Annotated in this window: 20 protein-coding genes and 2 pseudogenes; 9 read left to right on the top strand and 13 right to left on the bottom strand. The window is 54.2% G+C overall.

Annotation, left to right across the window (positions count from 1 at the left end; all coding sequences use genetic code 11):
• Window positions 1–61: 61 nt before the first annotated feature.
• From xylH to xylF, 3 genes are all read right to left on the bottom strand, one after another.
• The gene (gene xylH, locus GJ746_RS24350; protein ID WP_154682466.1) at window positions 62–1,243 is read right to left on the bottom strand and encodes a xylose ABC transporter permease XylH; all 1,182 of its coding nucleotides are present in this window, start codon (window positions 1,241–1,243) and stop codon (window positions 62–64) included.
• A complete protein-coding gene (locus tag GJ746_RS24345) occupies window positions 1,221–2,762 on the bottom strand; it encodes a xylose ABC transporter ATP-binding protein (RefSeq protein ID WP_154682465.1) in 1,542 nt (513 codons plus the stop codon). The genes xylH and GJ746_RS24345 overlap by 23 nt, the downstream gene beginning before the upstream one ends.
• A gap of 66 nt (window positions 2,763–2,828) precedes the next feature.
• Window positions 2,829–3,821 carry a D-xylose ABC transporter substrate-binding protein gene (xylF, locus tag GJ746_RS24340; RefSeq protein ID WP_154682464.1) on the bottom strand — a complete coding sequence of 331 codons (993 nt, stop codon included), beginning with the start codon at window positions 3,819–3,821 and terminating at the stop codon, window positions 2,829–2,831.
• 375 nt (window positions 3,822–4,196) lie between these two features.
• Here xylF and xylA point away from each other — a divergent pair, with 375 nt between their 5' ends.
• From xylA to yiaB, 3 genes are all read left to right on the top strand, one after another.
• Window positions 4,197–5,519 carry a xylose isomerase gene (gene xylA / locus GJ746_RS24335; protein WP_154682463.1) on the top strand — a complete coding sequence of 441 codons (1,323 nt, stop codon included), beginning with the start codon at window positions 4,197–4,199 and terminating at the stop codon, window positions 5,517–5,519.
• Window positions 5,520–5,580: 61 nt separating this feature from the next.
• Window positions 5,581–7,035, top strand: a complete 1,455-nt coding sequence (gene xylB, locus GJ746_RS24330; protein ID WP_154682462.1) for a xylulokinase — start codon at window positions 5,581–5,583, stop codon at window positions 7,033–7,035.
• Window positions 7,036–7,204: 169 nt separating this feature from the next.
• On the top strand, window positions 7,205–7,579 hold the full coding sequence (gene yiaB, locus GJ746_RS24325; RefSeq protein WP_154682461.1) for an inner membrane protein YiaB: 375 nt from the start codon (window positions 7,205–7,207) through the stop codon (window positions 7,577–7,579).
• A 2-nt stretch (window positions 7,580–7,581) separates the two neighbouring features.
• Here the strand turns inward: yiaB and GJ746_RS24320 are convergent, their stop codons facing one another.
• Window positions 7,582–8,577 (bottom strand): acyltransferase, encoded by a 996-nt coding sequence (locus GJ746_RS24320; RefSeq protein WP_154682460.1) that lies wholly within the window; start codon window positions 8,575–8,577, stop codon window positions 7,582–7,584.
• A 179-nt stretch (window positions 8,578–8,756) separates the two neighbouring features.
• Here GJ746_RS24320 and GJ746_RS24315 point away from each other — a divergent pair, with 179 nt between their 5' ends.
• The 5 genes and pseudogenes from GJ746_RS24315 (at window position 8,757) to GJ746_RS24295 (ending at window position 14,706) form a co-directional block, all read left to right on the top strand.
• Window positions 8,757–9,062, top strand: coding sequence for a YsaB family lipoprotein (locus GJ746_RS24315; RefSeq protein WP_154682459.1), 306 nt, complete (start codon window positions 8,757–8,759; stop codon window positions 9,060–9,062).
• A 127-nt stretch (window positions 9,063–9,189) separates the two neighbouring features.
• A complete protein-coding gene (glyQ, locus tag GJ746_RS24310) occupies window positions 9,190–10,101 on the top strand; it encodes a glycine--tRNA ligase subunit alpha (RefSeq protein WP_004126458.1) in 912 nt (303 codons plus the stop codon).
• Window positions 10,102–10,110: 9 nt separating this feature from the next.
• Entirely contained in the window at window positions 10,111–12,180 is a 2,070-nt protein-coding gene (gene glyS / locus GJ746_RS24305; RefSeq protein ID WP_154682458.1) for a glycine--tRNA ligase subunit beta, read from the top strand.
• A 498-nt stretch (window positions 12,181–12,678) separates the two neighbouring features.
• Window positions 12,679–12,783: pseudogene (locus tag GJ746_RS24300) on the top strand (Hok/Gef family protein); the annotation flags it as partial.
• A 303-nt stretch (window positions 12,784–13,086) separates the two neighbouring features.
• Window positions 13,087–14,706, top strand: coding sequence for an ATP-binding cassette domain-containing protein (locus GJ746_RS24295; RefSeq protein ID WP_154682457.1), 1,620 nt, complete (start codon window positions 13,087–13,089; stop codon window positions 14,704–14,706).
• A gap of 92 nt (window positions 14,707–14,798) precedes the next feature.
• Here GJ746_RS24295 and cspA read toward each other — a convergent pair whose 3' ends face one another.
• From cspA to GJ746_RS24280, 3 genes are all read right to left on the bottom strand, one after another.
• Window positions 14,799–15,011: an RNA chaperone/antiterminator CspA gene (gene cspA, locus GJ746_RS24290; protein ID WP_000014594.1), complete on the bottom strand. Its 213-nt coding sequence runs from the start codon at window positions 15,009–15,011 to the stop codon at window positions 14,799–14,801.
• Window positions 15,012–15,273: 262 nt separating this feature from the next.
• Window positions 15,274–15,564, bottom strand: a complete 291-nt coding sequence (locus tag GJ746_RS24285; RefSeq protein WP_154682456.1) for an HTH-type transcriptional regulator — start codon at window positions 15,562–15,564, stop codon at window positions 15,274–15,276.
• A 236-nt stretch (window positions 15,565–15,800) separates the two neighbouring features.
• The gene (locus tag GJ746_RS24280; protein WP_154682455.1) at window positions 15,801–17,159 is read right to left on the bottom strand and encodes an MFS transporter; all 1,359 of its coding nucleotides are present in this window, start codon (window positions 17,157–17,159) and stop codon (window positions 15,801–15,803) included.
• A gap of 539 nt (window positions 17,160–17,698) precedes the next feature.
• On the opposite strand from GJ746_RS24280, the gene GJ746_RS24275 reads away from it, so the two are divergent.
• Window positions 17,699–18,409 (top strand): DUF3053 domain-containing protein, encoded by a 711-nt coding sequence (locus GJ746_RS24275; RefSeq protein ID WP_154682454.1) that lies wholly within the window; start codon window positions 17,699–17,701, stop codon window positions 18,407–18,409.
• A gap of 50 nt (window positions 18,410–18,459) precedes the next feature.
• Here GJ746_RS24275 and ghrB read toward each other — a convergent pair whose 3' ends face one another.
• The 6 genes and pseudogenes from ghrB to GJ746_RS24245 all read right to left on the bottom strand — a co-directional run bounded on the left by ghrB (window position 18,460) and on the right by GJ746_RS24245 (window position 24,410).
• Window positions 18,460–19,431, bottom strand: a complete 972-nt coding sequence (gene ghrB / locus GJ746_RS24270) for a glyoxylate/hydroxypyruvate reductase GhrB (protein ID WP_154682453.1) — start codon at window positions 19,429–19,431, stop codon at window positions 18,460–18,462.
• 24 nt (window positions 19,432–19,455) lie between these two features.
• Entirely contained in the window at window positions 19,456–20,736 is a 1,281-nt protein-coding gene (locus GJ746_RS24265; protein ID WP_154682452.1) for an MFS transporter, read from the bottom strand.
• 99 nt (window positions 20,737–20,835) lie between these two features.
• The gene (locus GJ746_RS24260; protein WP_154682451.1) at window positions 20,836–21,774 is read right to left on the bottom strand and encodes a sugar kinase; all 939 of its coding nucleotides are present in this window, start codon (window positions 21,772–21,774) and stop codon (window positions 20,836–20,838) included.
• A gap of 3 nt (window positions 21,775–21,777) precedes the next feature.
• Window positions 21,778–22,527: a sugar phosphate isomerase/epimerase family protein gene (locus tag GJ746_RS24255; RefSeq protein ID WP_154682450.1), complete on the bottom strand. Its 750-nt coding sequence runs from the start codon at window positions 22,525–22,527 to the stop codon at window positions 21,778–21,780.
• 108 nt (window positions 22,528–22,635) lie between these two features.
• Window positions 22,636–23,652 carry a LacI family DNA-binding transcriptional regulator gene (locus GJ746_RS24250; RefSeq protein WP_154682449.1) on the bottom strand — a complete coding sequence of 339 codons (1,017 nt, stop codon included), beginning with the start codon at window positions 23,650–23,652 and terminating at the stop codon, window positions 22,636–22,638.
• Window positions 23,653–23,747: 95 nt separating this feature from the next.
• Window positions 23,748–24,410, bottom strand: a pseudogene (locus tag GJ746_RS24245) (OmpA family lipoprotein).
• Window positions 24,411–24,504: the final 94 nt, after the last annotated feature.

Here is a 24,504-nt window from a genome sequence, read left to right as displayed (position 1 = left end):
AGCTACTTGTGTCTAAGTTTGGCGGTAGCGCAAATAATTCGGGCATTTTTTTTCACGGTCCTCAGTTTCGACGTTTAGTTGCTGAATCCATCCACACCGCCAGCAATAAAATGACTCCTTTAACGATGTACTGCCAGAAGGTGGCGACGTCCATCATGCTCATGCCGTTGTCCAGCGCGGACATGATAAAAGCGCCCATTACTGCGCCCGCGACGCTGCCTATACCGCCGGCAAGGCTGGTACCACCGATCACGCAGGCGGCGATAGCGTCCAGTTCGGCAATGTTACCGGCGGAAGGGGAGCCAGCTCCCAGGCGTGAGCTGAGAATTAGCCCGGCGATAGCCACCATCAGGCCGTTAATGGCAAACACCGCCAGCTTGGTGCGTTCCACGCTGATGCCGGATAAACGCGCGGCTTCCAGATTGCCGCCGATGGCGTAGATGCGTCGCCCAAAGGCGGTACGGGTGGCCATGAACATGCCTGCCAGCAGCAGTGCTGCGAGAATAAGTACCGGCGTTGGAACGCCGCGATAGTCGTTTAACAGCCAGATGGCTCCCAGCACAATAACGGCGGTAATCGTCTGGCGCCCTACGGTTGAAGCGGATGCTGGCGTGGAAAGCCCAAGGGACTGGCGTCGCATACGGCCGCGCCATTGCCAGACGATAAAGGCCGCCATACCCACCACGCCGATGCCAAAGCCAATACCATCAGGCAGATAGCTTTGGCCAATTTGCGACATAGCCGGACTGGTCGGGGAGACGGTAGTGCCATTAGTGATGCCTATCAGAATGCCGCGAAATGCCAGCATGCCGGCAAGCGTTACGATAAACGACGGGACTTTACGGTAGGCGACCCACCAACCGTTCCAGGCCCCCAGCAGCAGACCCAGGGCCAGCGTAACCACAATCGTCAGCGGTAACGGCCAGCCGAACCAGACGTCAAAAATCGCCGCAGCGCCGCCGAGCAGGCCCATCATTGAGCCGACGGAGAGGTCGATCTCGGCGGAAATAATCACAAACACCATACCGACCGCGAGAATGCCGGTAATGGCGGTCTGACGCAGCAGGTTGGAGATATTACGCGCGCTCAGGTAAGCGCCTTCGGTAGTCCAGGTGAAAAACAGCATAATGGCCACGATAGCGGCAATCATCACAAATACCTGGAGATTTATCCCTTTCAGCCCTGTCAGCGCGCCAGGGGCTGGTGGGGTGAGTTTCATTTCAGACGACGTGTTCTTCGACATGGCGTTCGCTCCTCAGTGCGGCTTCCATCACCTTTTCCTGGGTCAGACCCTGATTGACCAAATTGGCCTTCAGTTTTCCTTCATGCATTACCAGCACCCGGTCGCTCAGCCCCAGGACTTCGGGCAGTTCGGATGAAATGACAATGACGGCGATCCCCTGCTGCACCAGCTGGTTAATTAACTTATAGATTTCGTATTTGGCACCGATATCGATGCCGCGGGTGGGTTCATCAAGAATCAGGATGCGCGGATTCAGCAGCAGGCAGCGGGCGAGAATCGCCTTTTGCTGATTGCCGCCGCTCAGGCGACCAATCGCCAGCTCCGGCGATGAGGTTTTGATCTTCAAACGCTGAATGGATTGCTGGATACAGTGCTGCTCTCCGGCATCGTCAAGGCTGCTCAGCGGGCCGGTAAACTGATTTAACGCGGCGAGGGTGATGTTTTTACCCACCGCCATCACCGGCACGATACCGTCTTTTTTTCTGTCTTCCGGCACCATGGCGATGCCCTGCGCGATGGCCTGCTGGCAGTTTTGAATCGTCACCTGCTGGCCATCAATAAAAATTTTACCCTGCCAGCGGCCCGGCCAGACGCCAAAAAGACACTGTACCGCCTCGGTTCGGCCCGCGCCGACCAGCCCGGCAATTCCCAGAATTTCGCCGCGTCGCAGCGAGAATGAAACGTCATTGACTCGCTTAATATGGCGATTCACCGGGTGCCAGGCAGTTAGATTCTCTACTCGCAGGATTTCATCGCCGCAGCTGTGGGCTTCGTTCGGATAGAGGGCGGTTAGCTCGCGGCCTACCATCATGGTGATAATGTCATCTTCATCCATGCCGTCAGCGCTGCGGGTACCGATATGCTGCCCATCGCGGATTACGCAGACGGTGTCAGAGATAGCTTTGACTTCATTGAGCTTGTGGGAAATGTAAATGCAGGCAATACCGTGATTTTGCAGATCGCGAATGATGTTCAGCAGAATTGCCGTCTCTTGCTCCGTTAATGAGGCGGTGGGTTCATCGAGAATTAACAGCCGTACCTGTTTATTCAGCGCTTTGGCTATTTCAACCAGCTGCTGCTGGCCGAGGCCCAAATCCCCAACGCGAGTATCTGGCGAAATGGATAAATTAACCTGAGCCAGCAGCTTCTCACAGCGCAGGGTCATGGTTTCATAATCCAGCAGACCGTAGCGGGAGATCTCGGTGCCGAGAAAAATATTCTCCAGAACGGTCAGATGTTTTACCAGCGCCAGTTCCTGATGAATGATGGCAATCCCTTTACGCTCGGTATCGCGAATATGGCCAGGCTGCAAAGTTTCCCCGGAAAAAATAATCTCTCCATCATAGCTACCGTGCGGGTATATTCCGCACAGTACCTTCATAAGAGTCGATTTTCCGGAACCGTTTTCTCCGCACAGCGAGACCACTTCACCGGCGTTAAGCCGCAGACTGACATTATCAATCGCCTTCACCGTGCCGAAGGTTTTAGTAATGTTTTTCATTTCGAGTAACCAGGACATAGAGGCTCCGCATAAGCGATATCCGGCTGGATGGGGTAACGCCCCCGGAAGAGGGGGCGTCAGAAATTACAGTTCGCTTTTTTTGTGGAAACCGTCTTTGATCACCGTCTGGTCAATGTTGTCTTTATTGACTTCGATAGGCGTCAACAGGCGGGAAGGCACGTCTTTAAGGCCGTTGTTGAGCGTGGCGTCGGACTGCGGCTGCTTATCGTTACCCAGCTCAACGGCGATCTCTGCCGCGGTAGTGGCAAGCGTAGTGATAGGTTTATAAACGGTCATCGTTTGGGTGCCGGCGATAATACGTTTCACGCCGGCAAGATCGGCATCCTGACCGGAAATCGCCACTTTGCCTGCGAGCCCCTGAGCGCTTAAGGCCTGAATAGCGCCACCGGCGGTGGCATCGTTGGAGGCGACGACCGCATCGATTTTGTTATTGTTGGCGGTCAGGGCGTTTTCCATAATTTTCAACGCATTTTCTGGTAACCATCCGTCGACCCACTGATCGCCGACGACTTTAATTTTTCCGTCATCAATATAGGGCTTAAGGACTTTCATTTGTCCGGCGCGGAAAAGCTTGGCGTTATTATCTACTGGCGAGCCGCCCATCAGGAAATAGTTACCCTGAGGTACTTTATCGACCAGGCTTTGTGCCTGCATTTCACCGACTTTTTCATTATTAAAAGAAATATAAAAATCAATATCAGCGTTATTGATAAGACGATCGTAGGCGAGAACTTTAATTCCCTCCTGTTTGGCCTCTTTGATAACATTGCTCAGTACCTGGCCGTTATAGGGAATAATCACCAAAACGTCGACGCCGCGATTGATCATATTTTCGATTTGCGACATTTGTGTTTCTTCGTTGCCGTTGGCAGACTGAACGAATACTTTTGCACCTAATGATTCAGCTTTATTGACAAAAATATCGCGATCTTTTTGCCAGCGTTCCAGTCGCAGGTCGTCAATCGCCATGCCAATTTTAACTTCTTTAGCCATGCCCGAGAGACTGGTGAGGAGGAGTGAAGCGCAGAGCGTTAGGCAAAGGTTCTTTATCTTCATAATAATAACACCTTTATTGTAAAGTGCAGGATAAGACGAACGATAAAAATAAACAGCCTGATACGTAGCAGATTTTTAACAGGGAAACGAGCGCTGGCAATTATCTATGCTTATTTTGCTGTTATGAAATTTTGTTTATTTGTTAATTTATGACCGCGATCGTACTTTAATAATTATTTATCATCGTATTTCATTGATTTTTCGAGGCGTAAGCAGAGCAATGGTTACTTTGATGTATTATTTTTGCGACCTGGCGCACGTTTGTGGATTCTCTCAATCACGGTGTGAAATAACGTAATTGAGGAAACTAAAAAGAGAATTCTATATTGGGTCATGACTTATTTACTCGCCGCATCCCTGAATATGGAGTTCATTATGCAGACCTATTTTGATCAGCTCGATCGCGTTCGTTATGAAGGCCCGAAATCCGCTAACCCATTGGCTTTCCGTCATTACAATCCGGATGAGCTGGTTCTGGGCAAACGAATGGAAGACCACTTGCGCTTTGCGGCCTGCTACTGGCACACCTTCTGCTGGAATGGTGCTGATATGTTTGGCGTGGGATCCTTTAATCGCCCATGGCAGCAACCGGGCGAAGCGATGGAAATGGCGAAACGTAAAGCCGACGTTGCGTTTGAGTTTTTCCACAAACTGAATGTGCCGTACTACTGCTTCCACGATGTTGACGTTTCTCCTGAAGGGGCATCGTTGAAAGAATATGCTAATAACTTCGCACAAATGGTTGATGTACTGGCGGAAAAACAGCAGCAGAGCGGCGTCAAGCTGCTGTGGGGTACCGCGAACTGCTTCACTAACCCGCGTTACGGTGCGGGTGCGGCGACTAATCCGGATCCGGAAGTGTTCAGCTGGGCGGCGACTCAGGTAGTCACCGCGATGGATGCGACCCACAGACTGGGGGGTGAAAACTATGTCCTGTGGGGCGGTCGTGAAGGTTATGAAACCCTGCTGAATACCGACCTGCGTCAGGAGCGCGAACAGATTGGCCGCTTTATGCAGCTGGTCGTTGAGCATAAGCACAAAATTGGTTTCCAGGGCACGCTGTTGATTGAACCAAAACCGCAGGAGCCAACCAAGCACCAGTACGATTACGACGCATCTACCGTGTATGGCTTCCTGAAACAGTTCGGTCTGGAAAAAGAGATCAAGCTGAATATCGAAGCGAACCACGCGACGCTGGCTGGCCACACGTTCCATCACGAAATTGCTACCGCGATCGCCCTCGGCTTGTTTGGTTCCGTTGATGCGAACCGCGGCGACCCGCAGCTGGGCTGGGATACCGACCAGTTCCCGAACAGCGTTGAAGAGAACGCGCTGGTAATGTATGAAATCCTTAAAGCGGGCGGTTTCACCACCGGCGGCCTGAACTTTGATGCTAAAGTGCGTCGTCAGAGTACCGACAAATACGACCTGTTTTACGGCCATATCGGCGCGATGGATACTATGGCGCTGGCGTTGAAAGTCGCTGCTCGTATGATTGAAGGCGGTGAGCTGGATAAGCGCGTTGCCAAACGCTATGCCGGGTGGAACGGCGAGTTAGGTCAGCAAATCCTCAAAGGCCAGATGAATCTGGCAGACATAGCTCAGTATGCCACACAGCATAATCTGGCACCGCAGCACCAGAGCGGCCATCAGGAACTGCTTGAAAACGTAGTGAACCGCTACCTCTTTGATAACTAATGATGATGCCCGGCTGGCCCGGGCATTAACTCTAACAGAGGCGCCAGTAAGGAGAGGCTGAATGTATATCGGGATTGATCTGGGTACTTCGGGCGTTAAGGCCATTCTGCTCAACGAGCAGGGTGAGGTAGTGGCTTCGCATACCGAAAAGCTCAACGTGTCGCGTCCGCATCCTTTATGGTCTGAACAAGACCCAGAGCACTGGTGGTTGGCGACGGACAGCGCGATGAAAGCGCTGGGCGCACAGCACTCTCTGCGCGCAGTGAAAGCACTGGGTATTGCTGGACAGATGCACGGCGCGACGCTGCTCGATAAGCAACAGCGCGTCCTGCGTCCGGCGATTTTGTGGAACGATGGTCGCTGCGGCGAAGAGTGCGCGCTGCTGGAAGAGAAAGTTAGCCGTTCGCGGCAGATCACCGGTAACCTGATGATGCCGGGATTTACCGCGCCGAAGCTGCTGTGGGTGCAACGTCATGAGCCCGAGACTTTCAGTCAGGTTGATAAAGTACTGTTGCCAAAGGATTATTTACGTTTACGTATGACTGGCGAATTTGCCAGCGATATGTCAGATGCCGCCGGAACGATGTGGATGGACGTGGCGCGGCGCGACTGGAGTGATGAGATGCTGGCCGCCTGCGGTCTGAGCCGCGATAATATGCCCGCGCTGTTCGAAGGCTGCGAAGTGACGGGCTCGCTGCGCCCGGCCGTTGCCCAGGCGTGGAATATGCCGGAAGCGCTGGTGGTCGCTGGCGGCGGTGATAACGCGGCGGGCGCGGTGGGCGTGGGCATGGCGGATGCTGGCCAGGCGATGCTGTCGCTGGGGACTTCGGGCGTCTATTTTGCCGTTAGCGACGGCTTTCTTAGCAAACCGGAAAGCGCTGTTCACAGTTTTTGCCACGCCCTGCCTGGCCGCTGGCACCTGATGTCGGTGATGCTGAGCGCGGCTTCCTGTCTCGATTGGGCTGCGACATTAACCGGTCTCGGCACGGTTCCGGCGCTGATTGCAGCGGCGGAATCAGCCAACGACAATGCCGATCCGGTCTGGTTTCTGCCTTATCTCTCCGGCGAACGTACGCCGCATAATAATCCGCAGGCGAAAGGCGTCTTTTTCGGCCTGACTCATCAACATGGTCCGGCGGAACTGGCGCGGGCTGTGCTGGAGGGGGTTGGCTATGCTCTGGCGGACGGTATGGATGTGGTTCACGCCTGCGGCGTCAAACCGCAAAGCGTAACGTTGATCGGCGGCGGTGCGCGAAGCGCGTACTGGCGGCAAATGCTGGCGGATATTAGCGGCCAGCAGCTTGATTTTCGCACCGGTGGCGATGTCGGACCAGCCCTTGGCGCGGCGCGGCTGGCGCAGCTGGCGTTGCATCAAAACGTCGCTTTCTCCGATTTGCTGCCGCAGCTCCCGCTGGAACAGGCTCATCGTCCGGACGCCGAACGTTTTGCCCGCTATGCCCCCCGTCGGGAGACCTTCCGACAGATTTATCAGCAGCTTTTACCGTTGATGTCCTGATATTTTCGCCCCTGTTGATGGGGCGAGATTCATCCCATGAATGCTTTTAAATTCATTTAGTTATCGCTTGTATTTATATATTCCGAATTTGTCGTTTCGGATGCGAAAAGTGCGGATAATCACCTGCTACCAGTACACAATGGGGGCTGTCTTTTGCCAGGGAGTCCTCATGAAAAATAATATTATTCCAGGGTTATTGATGTCCATTGGGGCGCTGGTTTATCTGGTGGGTATCTGGCGCACCTGTCCGCTCTTCAGCGGAAAAGGCTATTTTTTGAGCGTTCTGGTGATGGGCATGTTCGCGATTTTAGCCCATCAGCGTACGAGGCGGCAAAAAGAGGCTGACGATGGCTTTGCTTCACTGTGCCGCCTTGTACTGTTGCTGTCAGTCGGTTTACTTATGGTCGGAGCCTGGTTCGTCCCCGTCGGATGGGATGAAAAGATTATCTACGTGGTTGCCTGGTTTGTGTGCTTATACGGCGTTTCTGCATTGCCCCATAAAACGGTATCAACCTATATAGCGCAGCAGGATTCGCCGGAATAGCTTTAGCTGACCAGGCGACGGGTATCAAACCGCTGTACCAGGATCGAGAGCAGTAAACTACCCAGCAGCGCGGCGCTGAAGATCCAGACGATATCCAGTAACGGCCAGGAGGTTAGCTCAATCTTGCTGGCGCGTAGTGCGTGAATAATCAGCGCATGAAAACCGTAAATTCCTAACGAATGACGCGCAATCAGCGCAATAAGCGGCAACGGACGCGTATTAAGCGTATTTTTTACCAACGTCAGTAGGGCAATTGCGCAGACAAAAACCGCGGGACCACAGTATAAATACCAGGTATCACCAAAATCGCCGCGCCAGCGCAGTTCGTGTAGCGTGCCGCGTGATATCACCCAGACTCCCGCAATGAAAAGCGCGGCGCAGAGCGGAGTCAGCCATTTTTTATTGGTATCCAGCATGCCGATTGCCCGTCCCAGCACGCCGTACATCACATAGTAAAATGTATCACCATTAATATAGAGATTGACCGGCAACCACTCTATCCCCCCCGCTTTCACCGTTACCATATTGGGGTTGGCGATAATCCCTATCACCAGCATCAGCGCCAGCAGCATTTTGCCGTTAATCTGTTTGACCTGAACCAGAGGCGACAGCAGGTAGATGACGACGATAGCGAAGAAGAACCACAGGTGGTAGAACACCGGTTTTTGCAGCAAATTCTTCAACGATAGCTCAACGTTGATATGGGTAAACAGAGTGATGTAGAGCAGCGAAAACGTGCTATAAAACAGGATACACAGCGCGATACGCAGAAAATGTCGGGACTGCGCGCTGCGCTCGCCGAAAAACAGATAGCCAGAAATCATAAAAAACAGCGGTACGCTGACGCGAGACGCAGAGTTCAGGATATTCGCTAAATCCCACTCCAGCAGGGTGATGGTGTGCGGGTGGGTGATATACCAGGTCGTGCTGTGAATCATGACGACCATCAGGCAGGCAATGCCGCGCAAGTTAGTAATCCAGTTTATTTTTTCCTGCATCAGTACCTCTGTTTCTCCTCTCATAAAGAGTCTGACTGCCCTTATCCGCTTGTATTTCAGTGGAATAATCCGAGTTTTTCGGCATAGACTTGTCGAGGTGTGGCCCAATTCGCACAATGAGCCGGTCATTTAACGTAACCTGCACGATAACAATTTACTAACAAGGCGGTCGAGAAAAAATGGTAATGAAATATGCGTTTTCTGGGCTGCTGCTCTGCATGCTGGCGGGCTGTAGCACAACGTCGTCTCAGCCGGTGCAGAAGGCGCAAAAAGGACGGATAACGCCGCAGGCGACGCTTAATATGGAGCAATTGTGCAAAGATAACGCCGCAGTGCGCTACAGCACGGGCGTACATCAGATTGATGTCAGTCGTTTCGAACAGTTCCAGGGGAGCTACGAGCTTTCAGGAGTGACTTCGCGTAATGAACGCTTTATCTGTTCTTTTGACCCGGAAGGGCAGTTTTTACATCTTTCCATGCGCTAAATGCGCCTCCGGTGGCGCTTATTTCCGCAATTTTCCCTAAACAATCCCGTTTCGTACTGTATATCTCGCAGCCAGCGGGTATACTGGCTCCTTCCTTTAAATCCACACGTATCCAGCACGAAATCATATGCAAAAGTTTGATACCAGGACCTTCCAGGGCCTGATCCTGACCTTACAGGATTACTGGGCTCGCCAGGGCTGCACCATTGTTCAACCACTGGACATGGAAGTTGGCGCCGGCACCTCTCACCCGATGACCTGCTTACGCGCATTGGGCCCGGAGCCGATGGCTACCGCTTACGTGCAGCCTTCTCGCCGACCGACCGACGGCCGCTATGGTGAAAACCCGAACCGTTTACAGCACTACTATCAGTTCCAGGTGGTGATAAAACCTTCTCCGGATAACATTCAGGAGCTGTACCTTGGGTCTTTGAAAGAGCTGGGTATGGATCCGACCATCCATGATATTCGCTTTGTCGAAGACAACTGGGAAAACCCGACGCTGGGCGCCTGGGGTCTGGGTTGGGAAGTGTGGCTGAACGGTATGGAAGTTACGCAGTTCACCTACTTCCAGCAGGTAGGCGGTCTGGAGTGTAAGCCGGTTACCGGCGAGATCACCTATGGCCTCGAGCGTCTGGCGATGTATATTCAGGGCGTAGACAGCGTTTACGACCTGGTCTGGAGCGATGGCCCGCTGGGTAAAACCACCTACGGCGACGTGTTCCATCAGAACGAAGTTGAGCAATCCACCTACAACTTCGAATACGCTGACGTTGACTTCCTGTTCTCCTGCTTTGAGCAGTATGAGAAAGAAGCTCAGCAGCTGCTGGCGCTGGAAAATCCGCTGCCGCTGCCTGCCTACGAGCGCATTCTGAAGGCCGCCCATAGCTTTAACCTGCTGGATGCGCGTAAAGCCATCTCCGTCACCGAACGTCAGCGCTACATCCTGCGTATTCGTACCCTGACTAAAGCAGTGGCTGAAGCTTACTATGCTTCCCGTGAAGCCCTTGGCTTCCCGATGTGCAACAAGAATAAATAAGAGGCGGCCATGTCTGAGAAAACTTTCCTGGTGGAAATCGGCACTGAAGAGCTGCCACCAAAAGCACTGCGCAGCCTGGCTGAATCCTTTGCTGCGAACGTGACCGCTGAGCTGGATAACGCTGGCCTGGCGCACGGTAAAGTTGAATGGTTTGCTGCCCCGCGTCGCCTGGCGCTGAAGGTGGCGAATCTGGCGTCTGCACAAGCAGATCGAGAAGTTGAAAAACGCGGTCCGGCGATTGCCCAGGCGTTTGATGCCAGCGGTCAACCGAGCAAAGCGGCTGAGGGCTGGGCGCGTGGTTGTGGCATTACCGTCGATCAGGCTGAGCGTCTGGTGACCGACAAAGGCGAATGGTTGCTGTATCGCGCCCACGTGAAGGGCGAGAGCACCGAAGCGCTGCTGCCGAATATGATTGCCGCTTCGCTGGCCAGGCTGCCGATCCCGAAACTGATGCGCTGGGGAGCCTCTGACGTCCACTTCGTACGTCCGGTTCATACCGTGACTCTGCTGCTGGGTGACACCGTGATCCCGGCGACAATTCTGGGCGTACAGTCCGACCGCGTTATTCGCGGCCATCGCTTTATGGGTGAGCCGGAGTTCACCATCGATAATGCCGATCAGTACCCGCAAATCCTGCTGGAGCGCGGTAAAGTCATCGCCGATTACGAACAGCGTAAAGCCAGAATCAAAGCCGATGCGGAAGAAGCAGCGCGTAAAATTGGCGGCAATGCCGATCTAAGCGAAAGTCTGCTGGAAGAGGTGACTTCACTGGTGGAATGGCCGGTGGTGCTGACGGCGAAGTTCGAAGAGAAATTCCTCGCGGTGCCTGCTGAAGCGCTGGTTTACACCATGAAGGGCGATCAGAAGTACTTCCCGGTTTACGACAACGCGGGCAAGCTGCTGCCGAACTTTATCTTTGTGGCCAACATCGAGTCGAAGGACCCGCAGCAGATTATCTCCGGTAACGAGAAGGTCGTTCGGCCGCGTCTGGCAGATGCTGAGTTCTTCTTCAATACCGACCGTAAAAAACGTCTGGAAGATAACCTTCCGCGTCTGCAAACCGTGCTGTTCCAGCAGCAGCTGGGTACCTTACGCGATAAAACGGACCGCATTCAGGCGCTGGCCGGCTGGATCGCCGGGCAGATTGGCGCTGACGTGAACCATGCTACCCGCGCGGGCCTGCTGTCTAAGTGCGATCTGATGACCAACATGGTCTTTGAGTTCACCGATACTCAGGGCGTGATGGGTATGCACTACGCGCGCCATGATGGCGAAGCGGAAGACGTCGCGGTTGCCCTTAACGAGCAGTATCAGCCGCGTTTCGCTGGCGATGATCTGCCGTCAAATCCGGTAGCCTGCGCGGTTGCGATTGCCGATAAGATGGACACCCTGGCGGGAATCTTTGGTATCGGTCAGCATCCGAAAGGTGACAAAGACCCGTTTGCGCTGCGTCGTGCCGCGCTGGGCGTGCTGCGTATCATCGTTGAGAAGAACCTGAATCTGGACCTGCAGACTCTCACTGAAGAAGCGGTGCGTTTATACGGCGACAAGCTGACTAACGCCAACGTTGTTGATGATGTTATCGATTTCATGCTGGGCCGTTTCCGAGCCTGGTATCAGGATGAGGGTTACACTGTCGACACTATTCAGGCGGTGCTGGCGCGTCGTCCGACCCGTCCGGCAGACTTTGATGCGCGTATGAAGGCGGTTTCGCATTTCCGTACCCTCGAAGAGTCTTCCGCGCTGGCGGCGGCGAACAAGCGTGTCTCCAACATTCTGGCGAAATCAGACGTTACGCTGAACGATATCGTTCATGCCTCCGTGCTGAAAGAAGCTGCTGAAATCAAACTGGCAGGTAATTTAGTCGTGCTGCGCGATAAGCTGCAGCCGTACTTCGCCGAAGGACGTTACCAGGATGCGCTGATTGAGCTGGCGTCCCTGCGCGAGCCGGTGGATGAGTTCTTCGAGAACGTGATGGTGAACGCTGAAGACCAGAACGTGCGCGTGAATCGTCTGACGCTGCTGTCCAAGCTGCGCGATCTATTCCTGCAGGTAGCGGATATTTCCCTGCTGCAGTAAGCGTATCGTTAATAATAAAAGACCTGCCTCAGGGCAGGTTTTTTTATCTGTGAAATATAAATAGCCGAACCGTTAATAATTCTTTCGCTGATATTTCTATTATTTTTATTCATTAGTGAGAAATATTTTAGGAATATGCCAACGCAGTCTGCTCAGATATTTGCGGTAGAATAGCTGCGGGTGCTTGAGACTGTTTGACTCAGGCATTTAGCGGGAGACAGACAGAGAAAAACCCCACCTGATGATAAATCAAAGTGAGGCTCCCCTATGCATCAACACCGTAAAAGTAGCCTCTTACTTGTTGGAAATCAACACCGGAAGCGAGGAATGCCGCAAAAGTATCTGTTGTTTGGCTTAATAGTGATTTGCTTCGCTATACCTAAATAATTCGATTTGCAGGAAGGCGGCAAGTGAGGGAATCCCAGGAGCTTACTGAGGTAAGTGACCGGGATGAGCGAGGGCCGCCAACGCACGTGCAAATTGAAGTATGACGGATATATTTTATTATTCACCTGGATGGTACGTGACTCACCATGTGAATTACAGCTCAGACAGGGGAATATTGAGCTGGTGGCCTTCTTAGCCTGTGGAATTAAACAGTAAGAGCATCTGGCGGGGAGCGATTCCCGTCATTCTTACGGCGTGAAGCATTCTCAGTGCACCCTGTTATTTTCCATCAAATAGATATTTTGCCTCCTGTCACCAGGAGGCTTTTTTTTAACTTTCGTTATCTGGTGAAAAAACAGACTTGAAATTCATGTCGGGGTGTGGCTATCCTATGTCCCGACGAATCCCTCGTCTCACTGGAGAGCACACGCCAAATGAACAAACACGACTGATGAATTTCACGCCTTGCTTAGCGCTAATTGCCAGCAGGGGAAGTATTGATTTCATTCAGGAGTGCTTATGGCTCATTGTGCCCAGTCCCCCTCTTTTATTTTGCATCAGGTCACCTGTCAGTTTGCGACGGGAGATACCCTTTTTGGTCCGCTAAATTTATCGCTGGAAGCCTCACTGTGTGGTCTTGTCGGTCGTAATGGCGTTGGGAAAACCCGGCTGTTGCGTTTGCTGGCGGGGCTTGACTCGCCGTCAGGCGGACATATCGAACGTATGGCTTCAGTCGGCTATGTTGCTCAGCAGCAGATGATTACGCCAGCTACGACATTAGCGGAATTGTTGGGTTTCGAATTCATTTTTTCTGCTCTGACTCGTCTTGAGCGAGGCGAGGGGCGAGCCGACGATCTTGAACGCCTGGATGGTTTTTGGGATCTCCCGGATCGTCTGAATACCGCATTCCTGGCCGCTGGCTTGGGTGAGTTTTCCCCCGGGCGGCTCGCCTCTTCGTTGAGCGGCGGCGAAAGAGTTAAGGCGCAACTCAGCGGAGCATTTTTATCCGGCGCGGATTTTCTGCTGCTTGACGAACCTACCAACCATCTCGATCGGCAGGGTCGGAAGTGGTTGTATCAGCAGCTTGAGCAATGGCGCGGTGGGGCGCTGATTGCCAGCCATGACCGGGAGCTGTTGATGTTAATGCCGCGTATCATGGAGCTGACGCCCACTGCTTTGCGAATCTATGGGGGCAACTATGCGGATTATCAGCAGCAACGAGAGGTGGAGCAGCAGGCGGCTCGCGCCGCGCTGGAACATGCCGTAACTGAACGTCGTCGTACTCGCGCACGAATGCATAAAGAGCACGATGCCTGCCAGCGGCGTTCCGCGCAGACGCTACGCACCGTTGATACGCTAAATATCGCGTCGTTCGAGCGGGTGGCTTACAAAGGCGCGGCGAAAGAACGGCCTGGCAGCCTTCAGCGCCAGCATCGCCAACAAAATGGCGCGCTCAACAATGCTGTAATGCAGGCCCGGGAGCGGGTAGAAGAGGACAGCCCGGTGATGTTTACGTTGGCGGGCAGTCATATAGCCGCCGGAAAACAGGTGCTGGAGCTGGAGGCATTGCAGCTGGCGCATACGGTTATGGCGCCGCTGAACTGGCGTATGGATGGACCGATGCGCGTGGCCCTGCGTGGCCCCAACGGCTGCGGTAAGACCACGTTGCTCAAAACGTTGCTGGGGCTGGAGCCTCCGCTTTCAGGAAACTGCCGCTTATCGGTTAACGCGGCGTATCTCGACCAGCATCTGACTCAGCTGGATCTGTCTCTGTCGGTAATGGCGCTTCTGAATCTCGGCGACACGCCCTTAGAAGAAGGCGTGTTACGCAGCCAGCTGGCGCAGCTACAGCTTGGCGCGGATAAAGTCCATCTGCCGCTATCGGCGCTGAGCGGAGGAGAAAGATTGAAGGCGGCGCTGGCCTGTGTGCTCTGGCGACGGGATGCCACTCAGCTCCTGCTGCTGGACGAACCGACTAACCATCTCGATCTGGCGTCTACTCAGGCCATTGAAGCTGCGTTGGCGGCGTTTCCCGGCGCAATGATAGTGGTGTCGCATGATGACGCTTTTTTACAGGCTCTCAAGCTGACTCACAGCCTGGAATGGCGGGAAGGCGACTGGTACTTTGAGACGATATAAATACAAAACCGCCATCCTGCGATGGCGGTTTGTTAAGTGCAAAAAAATCCCCGCCGTTTGGCAGGGACTTTAGAATTCTGAGCTTTTTAAGCTTACAGGCTGGTTACGTTGCCAGCTGCCGGGCCTTTAGCGCCGCTTTCGATGGTGAAGGAAACTTTCTGACCTTCATCAAGGGATTTGTAGCCATCGTTCTGGATAGCAGAGAAGTGTACGAACACGTCTTTAGAGCCATCGTCAGGAGTGATGAAGCCGAAGCCTTTGTCAGCGTTGAACCATTTTACGATACCAGTCATTTTACCGGACATAGTGAATTACCTTTAAAAAAATAAATGAGCCTTTCGGCGTTACGGTCTGGACTACAGATTTGAAGCGATAAAGGGAAAGTTCACTACCGGGGTATCAACGGATAACCTTTGAAGGACTGCTCTATTCGAATGCTCTGTGGTCTTTACATCAAACCTGCGAGCATTAACGCATTTTCGCGGGGTGATAGCAAACTTTTTTTTCGCTGGCTTGAAAACGGCCCTTAACAGGACCGCTAGCCAAAATCAAAAATATTTAAATTTATCAATCAATAAGCTGTCTTGAAAGCTGTGGGTTAGCCTGTATTAAGCGCATCAGTTTTAGCTCTGTAATCGAGGGTTTGACGCGTCTCGATTCCCACTCTTGCACCATTGCTACGCTGACGCCCATGGCGTTGGCAAAATCATCTATCTTCAGCCCGGTACCTTTGCGCAGCTGTTCAAATTCGCTGAATACGGCGGGCTTACGCGTCAGGGAGGCCGCCTGAGACTGATCTTTAAAAATAATTTGTTCCAGGTTGCTCAGTAGTTCAAATGCAGGATCTTTATATTCCATTGAGAACTCCTCTCTTTCATACGGCGGAGGGTGAATTATGTAGAGCTTCTTAAGAATAGTCGTAAAAAAACAAAAAAATGATCACGCTAGTGATTATTTGCCGGCATGGCTTAGGTCAGGGGGGATCGCCCGGAGATAAGGCGATGATTAATATCAATACAAACGGATTAGAAAATTATTGTAAACAGTTAAGAAGAAAAGCGGAAAAGGCCAGCGCGCTCACGCTGGCCTCGGGGTTACGCTTTCTGCAGTTTATCCACTTCACTCTGCAAAGTCGTGGGTTGGCGCTGGCTCAGCTTGTATTTCACCAGCAGCGCAATGGCGGACAAGAAGGCCGGGATAGCCAGCAGTGAGAAGATTGTTTCGAAAGAGAGCTGGGCCTGCATCAGAAATGCGCCGCTAAATGCGCCAAGGATGCCACCAAAGCGACCAATTCCTAACATCCAGGCGACGCCGGTCGCACGTCCTTGCGTAGGATAAAACCCTGCCGCCAGCGCAGGCATTGACGATTGCGCGCCGTTCATAATGCTGCCGGCAATAAATACCATTACTCCCATCAACAGCAGACTGTGGGTTGAGAAACCGACCAGGCAAACGAATACCCCGGTTAGCAGCCAGCCTACGGCAACCACTTTGTTCGGGTTGATTTTATCCATCAGCGCTCCGAGGATGAGTACGCCGATGCCGCCACCCAGCGGGAACAACGCGGTGATAATAGAGGCCTGGCTCATCGTCGCGCCGGTTTCGCGAATCAGCAGCGGTAGCCAGCTGGTCAGTAAATAGAAGATCAGCAGGCCCATAAAGTAGGTCAGACAGAGCATGACGGTACCGACGGCGTAGCGCGGAGAAAAAATAACGCCGATGGCGGACTTCTCTTGTATCTGTCCCGCCTCACGGAGTTCAAATTCTGCCTGCTCGGGAACAGGCGCGATGCGGCGCAGAATAGCGGCGATACGCTCAGCGGATTGCCGTTTGACGACCATATAGCGCGCTGACTCCGGCAGAAGAAAAATCAGTACTACCGCCAGCAGCAGCGGCATCACGCCACCAAGCACCAGCACGCTTTGCCAGCCGTAATGGGGAATCATCCACGCGGAGAGAAAGCCTCCCAGCGAGGAGCCCATCGGGAAGCCGACGAACATCAGGTTGACCATCAGCGCCCTACGGCGCTCGGGGGCATATTCGCTCATCAGCGTTGCGGCGTTCGGCATGGCGGCCCCCAGCCCAAGGCCGGTGAGAAAACGCAGTAGCGTCAGCTGATTCAGGCTGGTTGCAAAGGCGGTCAGCAGGCTGAAGCCGCCGAAAACCACGATGGACATAATCAGCACTTTTTTACGCCCAACGCGATCGGCGAGCGGGCCGGCGGTGAGCGCGCCGACGGCGAGTCCGACTAAGGCGGCGCTCATCACCGGGCCTAACGCTGATTTTTCGACGCCCCATTCCTGCACCAGGTCAGAGGCGATAAAGCCGATTATCGCGGTATCGAATCCGTCCATCGCGACGGTGATAAAACATAAGGCCAGAATCATCCACTGGTATTTCGTGAAGGGATGTTCATTAATAAAAGCCTGAATATCGATGGTTGTTTTCTTCATGCGGCATTCCTGGCAGGCAGAGCGGGGGACAGAGATATACCCGTCATATTTCAAGTTGCCTGTGCGTTGGCTTCGCCTTTAGGGGCTGCGCAAGCGCTGTTCAGCTTGTCCTGCAACTCGGATTATGTTGGGTATAGATTATTATTATCTCCCTCGCGGGCGTTGATGTTGTTTGTGCGATTATCGAACAAGTTGTCGTTAATCGCTCATTTAATAAAATCATCGAACGGCGGTTCAGGCAATGCAGGCAAAAAGGGAAGCGTGCGATTATCGTCCGCTTTACTGGTGCGTAAAGAGCCCTGTTTAATTAAAAATAATTAAATCAGTCTATTAGATAAATTCGTTGCGGGCTGAGCGATGATGGTAATTGTGATGAGCTTAACAGACGGTACTACCGCACGCGAAAACGCCAAAAACCCGGTTTTAAGGCGGAAGATTGTGAGGAAAAGGTATCCTGCAAGGCCGACCTGGACTATCCTTGTCAGCGTCTGGCACGTGTGTGTCTGTTTGCGCTTTTTTTGGCTGAAAGGAGTAAAAAAATGGCGACAGGAAAGTCCTGCTCTCGCTGGTTTGCGGCTATTGCGGCCCTGTTAATGGTGGTTAGCCTGAGTGGGTGTTTTGATAAAGAAGGCGATCAGCGCAAAGCGTTTATCGACTTCCTGCAAAATACGGCAATGCGTAGCGGCGAACGTCTGCCGACGCTGACCGCCGATCAGAAAAAACAGTTTGGGCCTTTCGTTTCCGATTACGCGGTGATTTACGGCTACTCGCAGCAGGTGAGCCAGGCGATGGATGCGGGTTTGCGTCCCGTGGTTGATAGCGTCAACGCGATTCGCGTACCGCAGGATTATGTGACCCAACGCGAGCCTCTGCGTCAGGCAAACGGCGCGTTAGGTGTCCTTAGCCAGCAGCTCGAAAACGCAAAAATGCAGGCGGATGCCGCTCGCGGTGCGCTGAAACAGGGTGACGATCTCAAGCCGGTCTTTGACCAGGTATATAATAAAGTCGTCACCGCTCCGGCGAACGCGCTACAGCCGTTAATCCCGGCCGCGCAGGTATTTACTCAGCAGCTGGTGCAGGTGGGCGATTTTATTGCTCAGCAGGAAGCCCAGGTCAGCTTCGTGGCAAACGGTATTCAGTTCCCGACTTCACAGCAGGCCAGCCAGTACAATACGCTGATTGGGCCGCTGGCTGCTCAGCACCAGGCCTTTAACCAGGCATGGACTGCGGCAGTTAACGCGACCCGTTAACGCTTCTGACAACCCGGGCTGGGATTGACCTTTGCCCGGGTTTTCTTTTCTCACTTCACCTGCGGGTTTACGCAGTTTTTCTCTACCTTGCCGTTCAGGGCATCAATCAGGTTATCTACCGCACAGGCCGCCATGTTGTAGCGCGTTTCATGGGTCGCAGAGCCGATATGCGGCACCGCAACGACGTTCGGCATGCTCAGCAGCGGGGAGTCTTTCGCCAGCGGCTCTTGCTCGAAAACGTCCAGTCCGGCGGCATGAATAACGCCTTCCTGCAGCGCGGCAATCAGCGCTTTCTCATCAACTACCGGACCGCGCCCGGCGTTAATAAAGATGGCGGATCGTTTCATTCTGGCGAACTGCGCTTTGCCGAACAGATGATGAGTCTCTTCGGTCAGCGGCAGGATCAGACAGACAAAATCAGCTTCCTGAAGCAGGGTGTCAAGATCGCAGTAGCGGGCGTTAAAGCGCTCTTCCGCCTGCGGATGCGGGCGGCGAGCGTTATACAGAATCGGCATGCCGAAGCCGGCGTGGGCGCGCTGGGCAAGCGCCATTCCAATACGTCCCATGCCGACAATACCAAGCGTTTTATGGTGCACGTCGTTACCAAACCAGTCCGGGCCGATGCTTTTGGTCCACTCTCCGGCCTTCACGCGGTTAGCTACTTCAACTACCCGACGCGCGGTGCTTAACATCAGCGCCATAACGGTATCGGCGACGGTTTCGGTCAGCACGGTTGGCGTGTGCACCAGCAGCACGCTACGCGCGTTCAACGCCTCGACGTCAAAGTTGTCGTAGCCGACGGAGATAGTCGAGGTTGCACGAAGCTTCGGCATTTTCTCCAGTAACGCGGTATCGACTTTTTCGCTGGAACCCAGCAGTCCAACCGCTTCGGCGAAGGCGGCGGCGTGCTGCGAAACGGTCTCCGGGCTCAGGTTCTTCACCTGAGTAACGGCGAAGTGTTGTTCCAGACGCTGTTGCAGGTCGTCGGGAAGCGTTTTGTAGAGAATAACTGACGGCTTCATGCGGTTCTCCGTTGCGTTGAGGTTTCAGGCGTGACGTGCGCCGAGCGGAAGGTTTTGATTATTAGCAGGCTTAACAATCAGAGTAAGCCATACCGAGACGAAAAGCGCCACTCCCATGAAGATGTACGATGCTGACGGGCTGCCGGTGGTACCGTTCAGGTAGCCAACAAACCATGAGCCAAAGAATGAGCCCAGCGCGCCCATGCTGTTAATCAGCGCCATGGCGCCCCCAGCAACGTTACGCGGCAGCATTTCAGGAATGATAGCGAAGAACGGCCCGTACGGGGCGTACATCGCCGCGCCGGCAATCACCAGCAGAGTATAAGAAGCCCAGAAATGGTTCGCGCCGACGGCCCACGAGCCGATAAACGCGAAGGCGGCAATTAACAATAGCGGCCAGACGAACAGTTTGCGGTTCTGCATTTTATCGGAGGCCCATGACACCACGATCATCGCAATGGTTGCCGCCAGATAAGGAACGGAAGAGAGCCAGCCGACTTCCACCATGCCCATATTTTCTCCGCCGCTGCGGATGATTGACGGTAGCCACAGTACAAAACCATAAACCCCGATGCTCCAGGCAAAATACTGCATGCACAGCAGAATAACGTTACGCGAGCGGAAGGCCTCGCCGTAGTTGCGCACCGGTTTGATCCCCTGCTGTTCACGCTCCAGCTGCTCCTGCAGGGCCGCTTTTTCGCTTTCCGCCAGCCAGTTGACCTGCGACGGTTTATCTTTCACCAGCACCCACCAGCAGAAAGCCCAGATAATTGCCGGAACCCCTTCAATAATAAACATTTCCCGCCAGCCGAAGGCCTGAATCAGATAGCCGGAAACCACCGACATCCACAAAACCGTTACCGGGTTGCCGAGGATCAGGAAGGTGTTAGCGCGCGAGCGCTCGGATTTGGTAAACCAGTTGCTGATATAAATCAGCATCGCCGGCATTACCGCCGCCTCTACCACGCCAAGGATAAAACGGATCGCCGCCAGCGCGGGAATATTGTGTACCATCCCGGTCAGCGAGGCGCACGCGCCCCACAGGATCAGGCAGATAAAAATCAGTTTGCGGACGCTGCGGCGTTCGGCGTAAATCGCACCGGGGATTTGAAAGAAGAAGTAGCCGAGGAAGAACAGCGCCCCCAGCAGGGAGGAGATGCCTTTGGTGATCCCCAAATCTTCAGTGATACCGGCCGCCGAAGCGAAGCTGAAGTTAGCGCGGTCGAGGTATGCCAGGCTGTACGTGATAAACACGATAGGCATGATGTACCACCAGCGTTTTGTTGCATTCGTCGAGCTATTCATAGGTTTGCCTCTGTTAGTGAGGTGACACTTATCATTGTGGTCTGTTACGCCGCGCTGCATGTAGGGTACAGGGCGGCCCTGACGTTGTACTGAATCTGCTTACTCGCCCAGCGCTTCGCGCGTGGGTAATCCTTCGCTATCGCCCTGAACCTGAATGGCCAGCGAACCGATTTTGTTACCGCGTTTAACCGCCTGCGGCAGCGGCTTACCTTCCAGCAGGGCGCTAATCACCCCAACGGCAAAACCATCGCCTGCGCCGACGGTATCGACGACGTTATCCACTTTTATCGCCGCCACGGCCCCTTGTTCGCCGTCGGCGGTTTTATACCAGGCGCCGTCGAAACCGGTTTTAATGATCACCGCGCGAACGCCGCGAGTGAGATAAAAATCCGCGATGGCTTCCGGCGTTTGCTGCCCGGTCAGGATCATCCCTTCTTTTAAACCCGGCAGAACCCAGTCGGCCTGGAAGGCGAGCTGGTTGAGCCTCTCGACCATTTCGGCTTCACTTTTCCACAGAGTGGGGCGCAGATTAGGGTCGAAAGAGATCGTTTTTCCGTGTGCCTTCATGGTGCGGGCCGCGAGGTCCAGCAGGGCATATGAGCTTTCCGACAGCGCAGCGGCTACGCCGCTTAAATGCAGATGGCGGGCGCTGGTGAAGTACGACTCGTTGAAATCATCCGACGACAGATGGCTGGCAGCGGAACCTTTACGGAAATACTCCACAATGGGATCGGTTCCATTTTCAACTTTAGATTTCAGCTGAAAGCCGGTAGCGTAGCGGCCATCGGTGCTCACTCCGCATGCGTCGATCCCCTCTTTTGCCAGCGCATTGAGGACGAAACGGCCGAAGCTGTCCTGACCAACGCGGCTCACCCAGCCGACGCTTAAGCCGAGGCGGGCCAGGCCGGTTGCGACGTTAAGCTCCGCGCCCGCCACGCGCTTCATAAAATGTTCTATATCGGCCAGCTCACCGGTTTCGGTGGCGATAAACATCGCCATGGCCTCGCCTATGGTGATGACATCTAACGTTTTTTGCATAACTTAATCCTCGCGTAACAGGTTGACGTAGCGGCGGGTCACGGCCGTCAGGTCATGGCCGGTCAGCGGAAACTCAATCCCGCGTGGGGCATCGGCGGGCAGGTTGTCGAGCAGCGCCAGCCAGCGCCCGGAGGCTTCATCCGGCGGAACTGCGCGAAACTGAGAATGGTGCGGCTCAGCGGCCTTAACATGAATATAGCTGACGGCAGGAGCCAGGTGACGCGCGGCCTCTTCCGGCGAATCACCTACCCATAGCCAGTTGCCCATATCAAAGGTCAGGGTGATCGGCAGCTGATTAATCCGGCAGGCGGCTTTAAAGCGCTGCATCGGCGCCAGCTGGCCGCAGTTGGTTTGATCGTTTTCCACCACCAGCGCCATGCCGCTCTCTTGCAGAATATCGCGCAGGCTTTCGAGACCTTCGTGATGGATAAAGTGGCCCAGCGAGAGCTTCAGCCACAGTGCGTTAAGCGTTTGTGCTTCCAGTAAAAGCGCGGAAAGATGGGGGTTGAGCGAACCGTCTGCGGCGAACAGGGGTTCCGGCGCGGAATAGCAGGCCAACAGGCCGCGGCGCTCAATTTTTGCGGCTAAATCCGCCAGACGATGTCGTTCATCAGCGCTGAACAGCTCGCGGCGGATCTCCACGCCGTCCGCGCCGGAATCGGCGATAAACGGCAGCACGGCGGACTGCCCGCCCAGCGCTTTAACATGGTCATTCCCGTACGCGGCGGTAACGACAATAATTTTTCTGGCCATCCTGTAAACTCCGGCGATTATCTGATGCGTTGTTTATTACGCTAGATGGTATCGGTTCCAAAACAAAGGCCAGGATGTCTAATTTATGATCGTCATCACGAAGGATCGTTAGCGGGAGGTGGAGCCCCTGACGATCAGTTCTCCGGAAAACACGCGCTCACAAACCGGATCGGTGCTGCCTTCAATCCGGCGGACCACCTGCTCAACGGCGGCAAAGCCAATCTGCCAGGTTGGCTGCTTGAGGGTCGTTATCCCCACGCCTGCCAGCTCGGCCCACTCCAGCTCGTCGAAGCCCAGCAGGCCGATATCGCTACCCCAAATCAGGCCAACGCGTTTCAGGGAGCGCGCAACTTGTAGAGTCAGCGCACCGTTGGCGGAAATCACCGCTTTACGCATTCCACGATGGTGGGAGTGAAAATGACGCAGGACGTTATCGAGCATCGCGCTATCGTTAAGCGGTACTTCGGCGTTTTCCGCAACGATGCCGGTATGGCGCTGGAGAGTGCTACGAAAGGCGCTCAGACGTTCGCGGCGGGTGTTGACCGAGCCTATAGGTTCGCTGAGGAACAGTAAGGCTTCGAAGCCTTTTTCCACCAGATGTTCCGTGGCGGTGGTGGCGGCCTGGGCATTATCAAGTCCGACGACATCGCAGGCGAATTCCGGGATTTTGCGATCGATAAGCACCATTGGCAGCGCCGACTGCTGCAGGCGGTTGAGGCCATCCTCACGCATCCCGACGGCGTTGACCACGATCCCTTCAACCTGATAACTGCGCAGCAGGTCGAGATAGTGCAGTTCCTGATCCAGCTCGTTATTGGTATTACACACCAGCAGGGTGAAGCCTTTTTCGCGACAGGCGGCTTCGATGCCGCTGAGCACATTGACGGAGTAGGGGTTGGTTATATCGGCGATGATCAGGCCAATTAGCCGGGTGCGGCCATGCTTCAGGCCGCGGGCCATCAGGCTGGGACGATAATCGAGCTCGGCAATCGCTTTTTCAATACGCCTCAGTAAATCGTCGGAAAGCAGATGCTTCTCGCCGTTCAGATAACGTGAAATGCTGGTTTTGCCGGTCTTTGCGGCTTTCGCCACATCGCTGATGGTTGCTCGCGCCGCTTTCGCCATGGTGGCTTCCTTTGCTGAAATCTGCACACACCTTAGCGCGAAAATTCGCTATATCAAGCATTTTGCCCGGCAATTCGCCGGGCAGAGGAGGGAGGTTACTGCAGCGGGCTGAGGGTAATCTCAACGCGGCGGTTCTGCGCTTTACCTTCTGCGGTGCTATTGCTGGCGATAGGGTTTGCCGGGCCCATACCGGTAGTACGAATACGATTAGCCGCTACGCCCTGGGTGATAAGCGAGCTGGCGACGCTCTCTGCACGCTGTTGTGACAGGCGCATATTCAGCTCCTAGCTGCCGGTGCTGTCGGTGTAGCCAACCACGTTAACCGCGGTTTTTTCATACTCTTTCAGCACCATCGCCACGCCGGTCAGGGTATTGGCGCCCGCTGGTTTGAGGTTGGCGCTGCTGCTGTCGAAGGTCACGTTGTTGGGCATATTCAGCACGATGTTGTTGCCGTTGCGCGTCACGCTGACGCCGGTTCCCTGCATTTTCTCGCGCAGCTTCGCTTCCTGAACGTCCATATAGTAACCGATGCCGCCGCCCAGCGCCGCGCCGGCCGCAGCGCCAATGAGCGCGCCTTTGCCGCGGTCATGTTTGGATGACGAGAGCGCCCCGACGCCAGCGCCGACTAACGAACCAATACCCGCGCCGATACCGGATTTACCCGCTTCACGTTCGCCGGTATACGGGTTGGTGGTACAGCCAGAAATGACCAGTGCGCCGCTAACGATAGCCGCAATCATGAGTACGCGTTTTTTCATCTTATTTCCTTAATCCTTTTTATTCTTTGCCACAGCGACCGTGACGGTTGATTATGACGCCCGAAGCCGGAGAAAATTCCGCAGAGCGCATCTC

This window comes from Klebsiella oxytoca, assembly GCF_009707385.1.
GTDB lineage: Bacteria > Pseudomonadota > Gammaproteobacteria > Enterobacterales > Enterobacteriaceae > Klebsiella > Klebsiella oxytoca_C.
The sequence above is the reverse complement of the archived record's forward strand: the minus strand, read 5'-3'. Positions and strand labels throughout refer to the sequence as shown.

Coding starts and splice junctions, on each gene's coding strand:
- xylH (WP_154682466.1), bottom strand. CDS start 1,243: ATGTCGAAGAACACGTCGTCTGAAATGAAACTCACCCCACCAGCCCCT.
- GJ746_RS24345 (WP_154682465.1), bottom strand. CDS start 2,762: ATGTCCTGGTTACTCGAAATGAAAAACATTACTAAAACCTTCGGCACG.
- xylF (WP_154682464.1), bottom strand. CDS start 3,821: ATGAAGATAAAGAACCTTTGCCTAACGCTCTGCGCTTCACTCCTCCTC.
- xylA (WP_154682463.1), top strand. CDS start 4,197: ATGCAGACCTATTTTGATCAGCTCGATCGCGTTCGTTATGAAGGCCCG.
- xylB (WP_154682462.1), top strand. CDS start 5,581: ATGTATATCGGGATTGATCTGGGTACTTCGGGCGTTAAGGCCATTCTG.
- yiaB (WP_154682461.1), top strand. CDS start 7,205: ATGAAAAATAATATTATTCCAGGGTTATTGATGTCCATTGGGGCGCTG.
- GJ746_RS24320 (WP_154682460.1), bottom strand. CDS start 8,577: ATGCAGGAAAAAATAAACTGGATTACTAACTTGCGCGGCATTGCCTGC.
- GJ746_RS24315 (WP_154682459.1), top strand. CDS start 8,757: ATGGTAATGAAATATGCGTTTTCTGGGCTGCTGCTCTGCATGCTGGCG.
- glyQ (WP_004126458.1), top strand. CDS start 9,190: ATGCAAAAGTTTGATACCAGGACCTTCCAGGGCCTGATCCTGACCTTA.
- glyS (WP_154682458.1), top strand. CDS start 10,111: ATGTCTGAGAAAACTTTCCTGGTGGAAATCGGCACTGAAGAGCTGCCA.
- GJ746_RS24295 (WP_154682457.1), top strand. CDS start 13,087: ATGGCTCATTGTGCCCAGTCCCCCTCTTTTATTTTGCATCAGGTCACC.
- cspA (WP_000014594.1), bottom strand. CDS start 15,011: ATGTCCGGTAAAATGACTGGTATCGTAAAATGGTTCAACGCTGACAAA.
- GJ746_RS24285 (WP_154682456.1), bottom strand. CDS start 15,564: ATGGAATATAAAGATCCTGCATTTGAACTACTGAGCAACCTGGAACAA.
- GJ746_RS24280 (WP_154682455.1), bottom strand. CDS start 17,159: ATGAAGAAAACAACCATCGATATTCAGGCTTTTATTAATGAACATCCC.
- GJ746_RS24275 (WP_154682454.1), top strand. CDS start 17,699: ATGGCGACAGGAAAGTCCTGCTCTCGCTGGTTTGCGGCTATTGCGGCC.
- ghrB (WP_154682453.1), bottom strand. CDS start 19,431: ATGAAGCCGTCAGTTATTCTCTACAAAACGCTTCCCGACGACCTGCAA.
- GJ746_RS24265 (WP_154682452.1), bottom strand. CDS start 20,736: ATGAATAGCTCGACGAATGCAACAAAACGCTGGTGGTACATCATGCCT.
- GJ746_RS24260 (WP_154682451.1), bottom strand. CDS start 21,774: ATGCAAAAAACGTTAGATGTCATCACCATAGGCGAGGCCATGGCGATG.
- GJ746_RS24255 (WP_154682450.1), bottom strand. CDS start 22,527: ATGGCCAGAAAAATTATTGTCGTTACCGCCGCGTACGGGAATGACCAT.
- GJ746_RS24250 (WP_154682449.1), bottom strand. CDS start 23,652: ATGGCGAAAGCGGCGCGAGCAACCATCAGCGATGTGGCGAAAGCCGCA.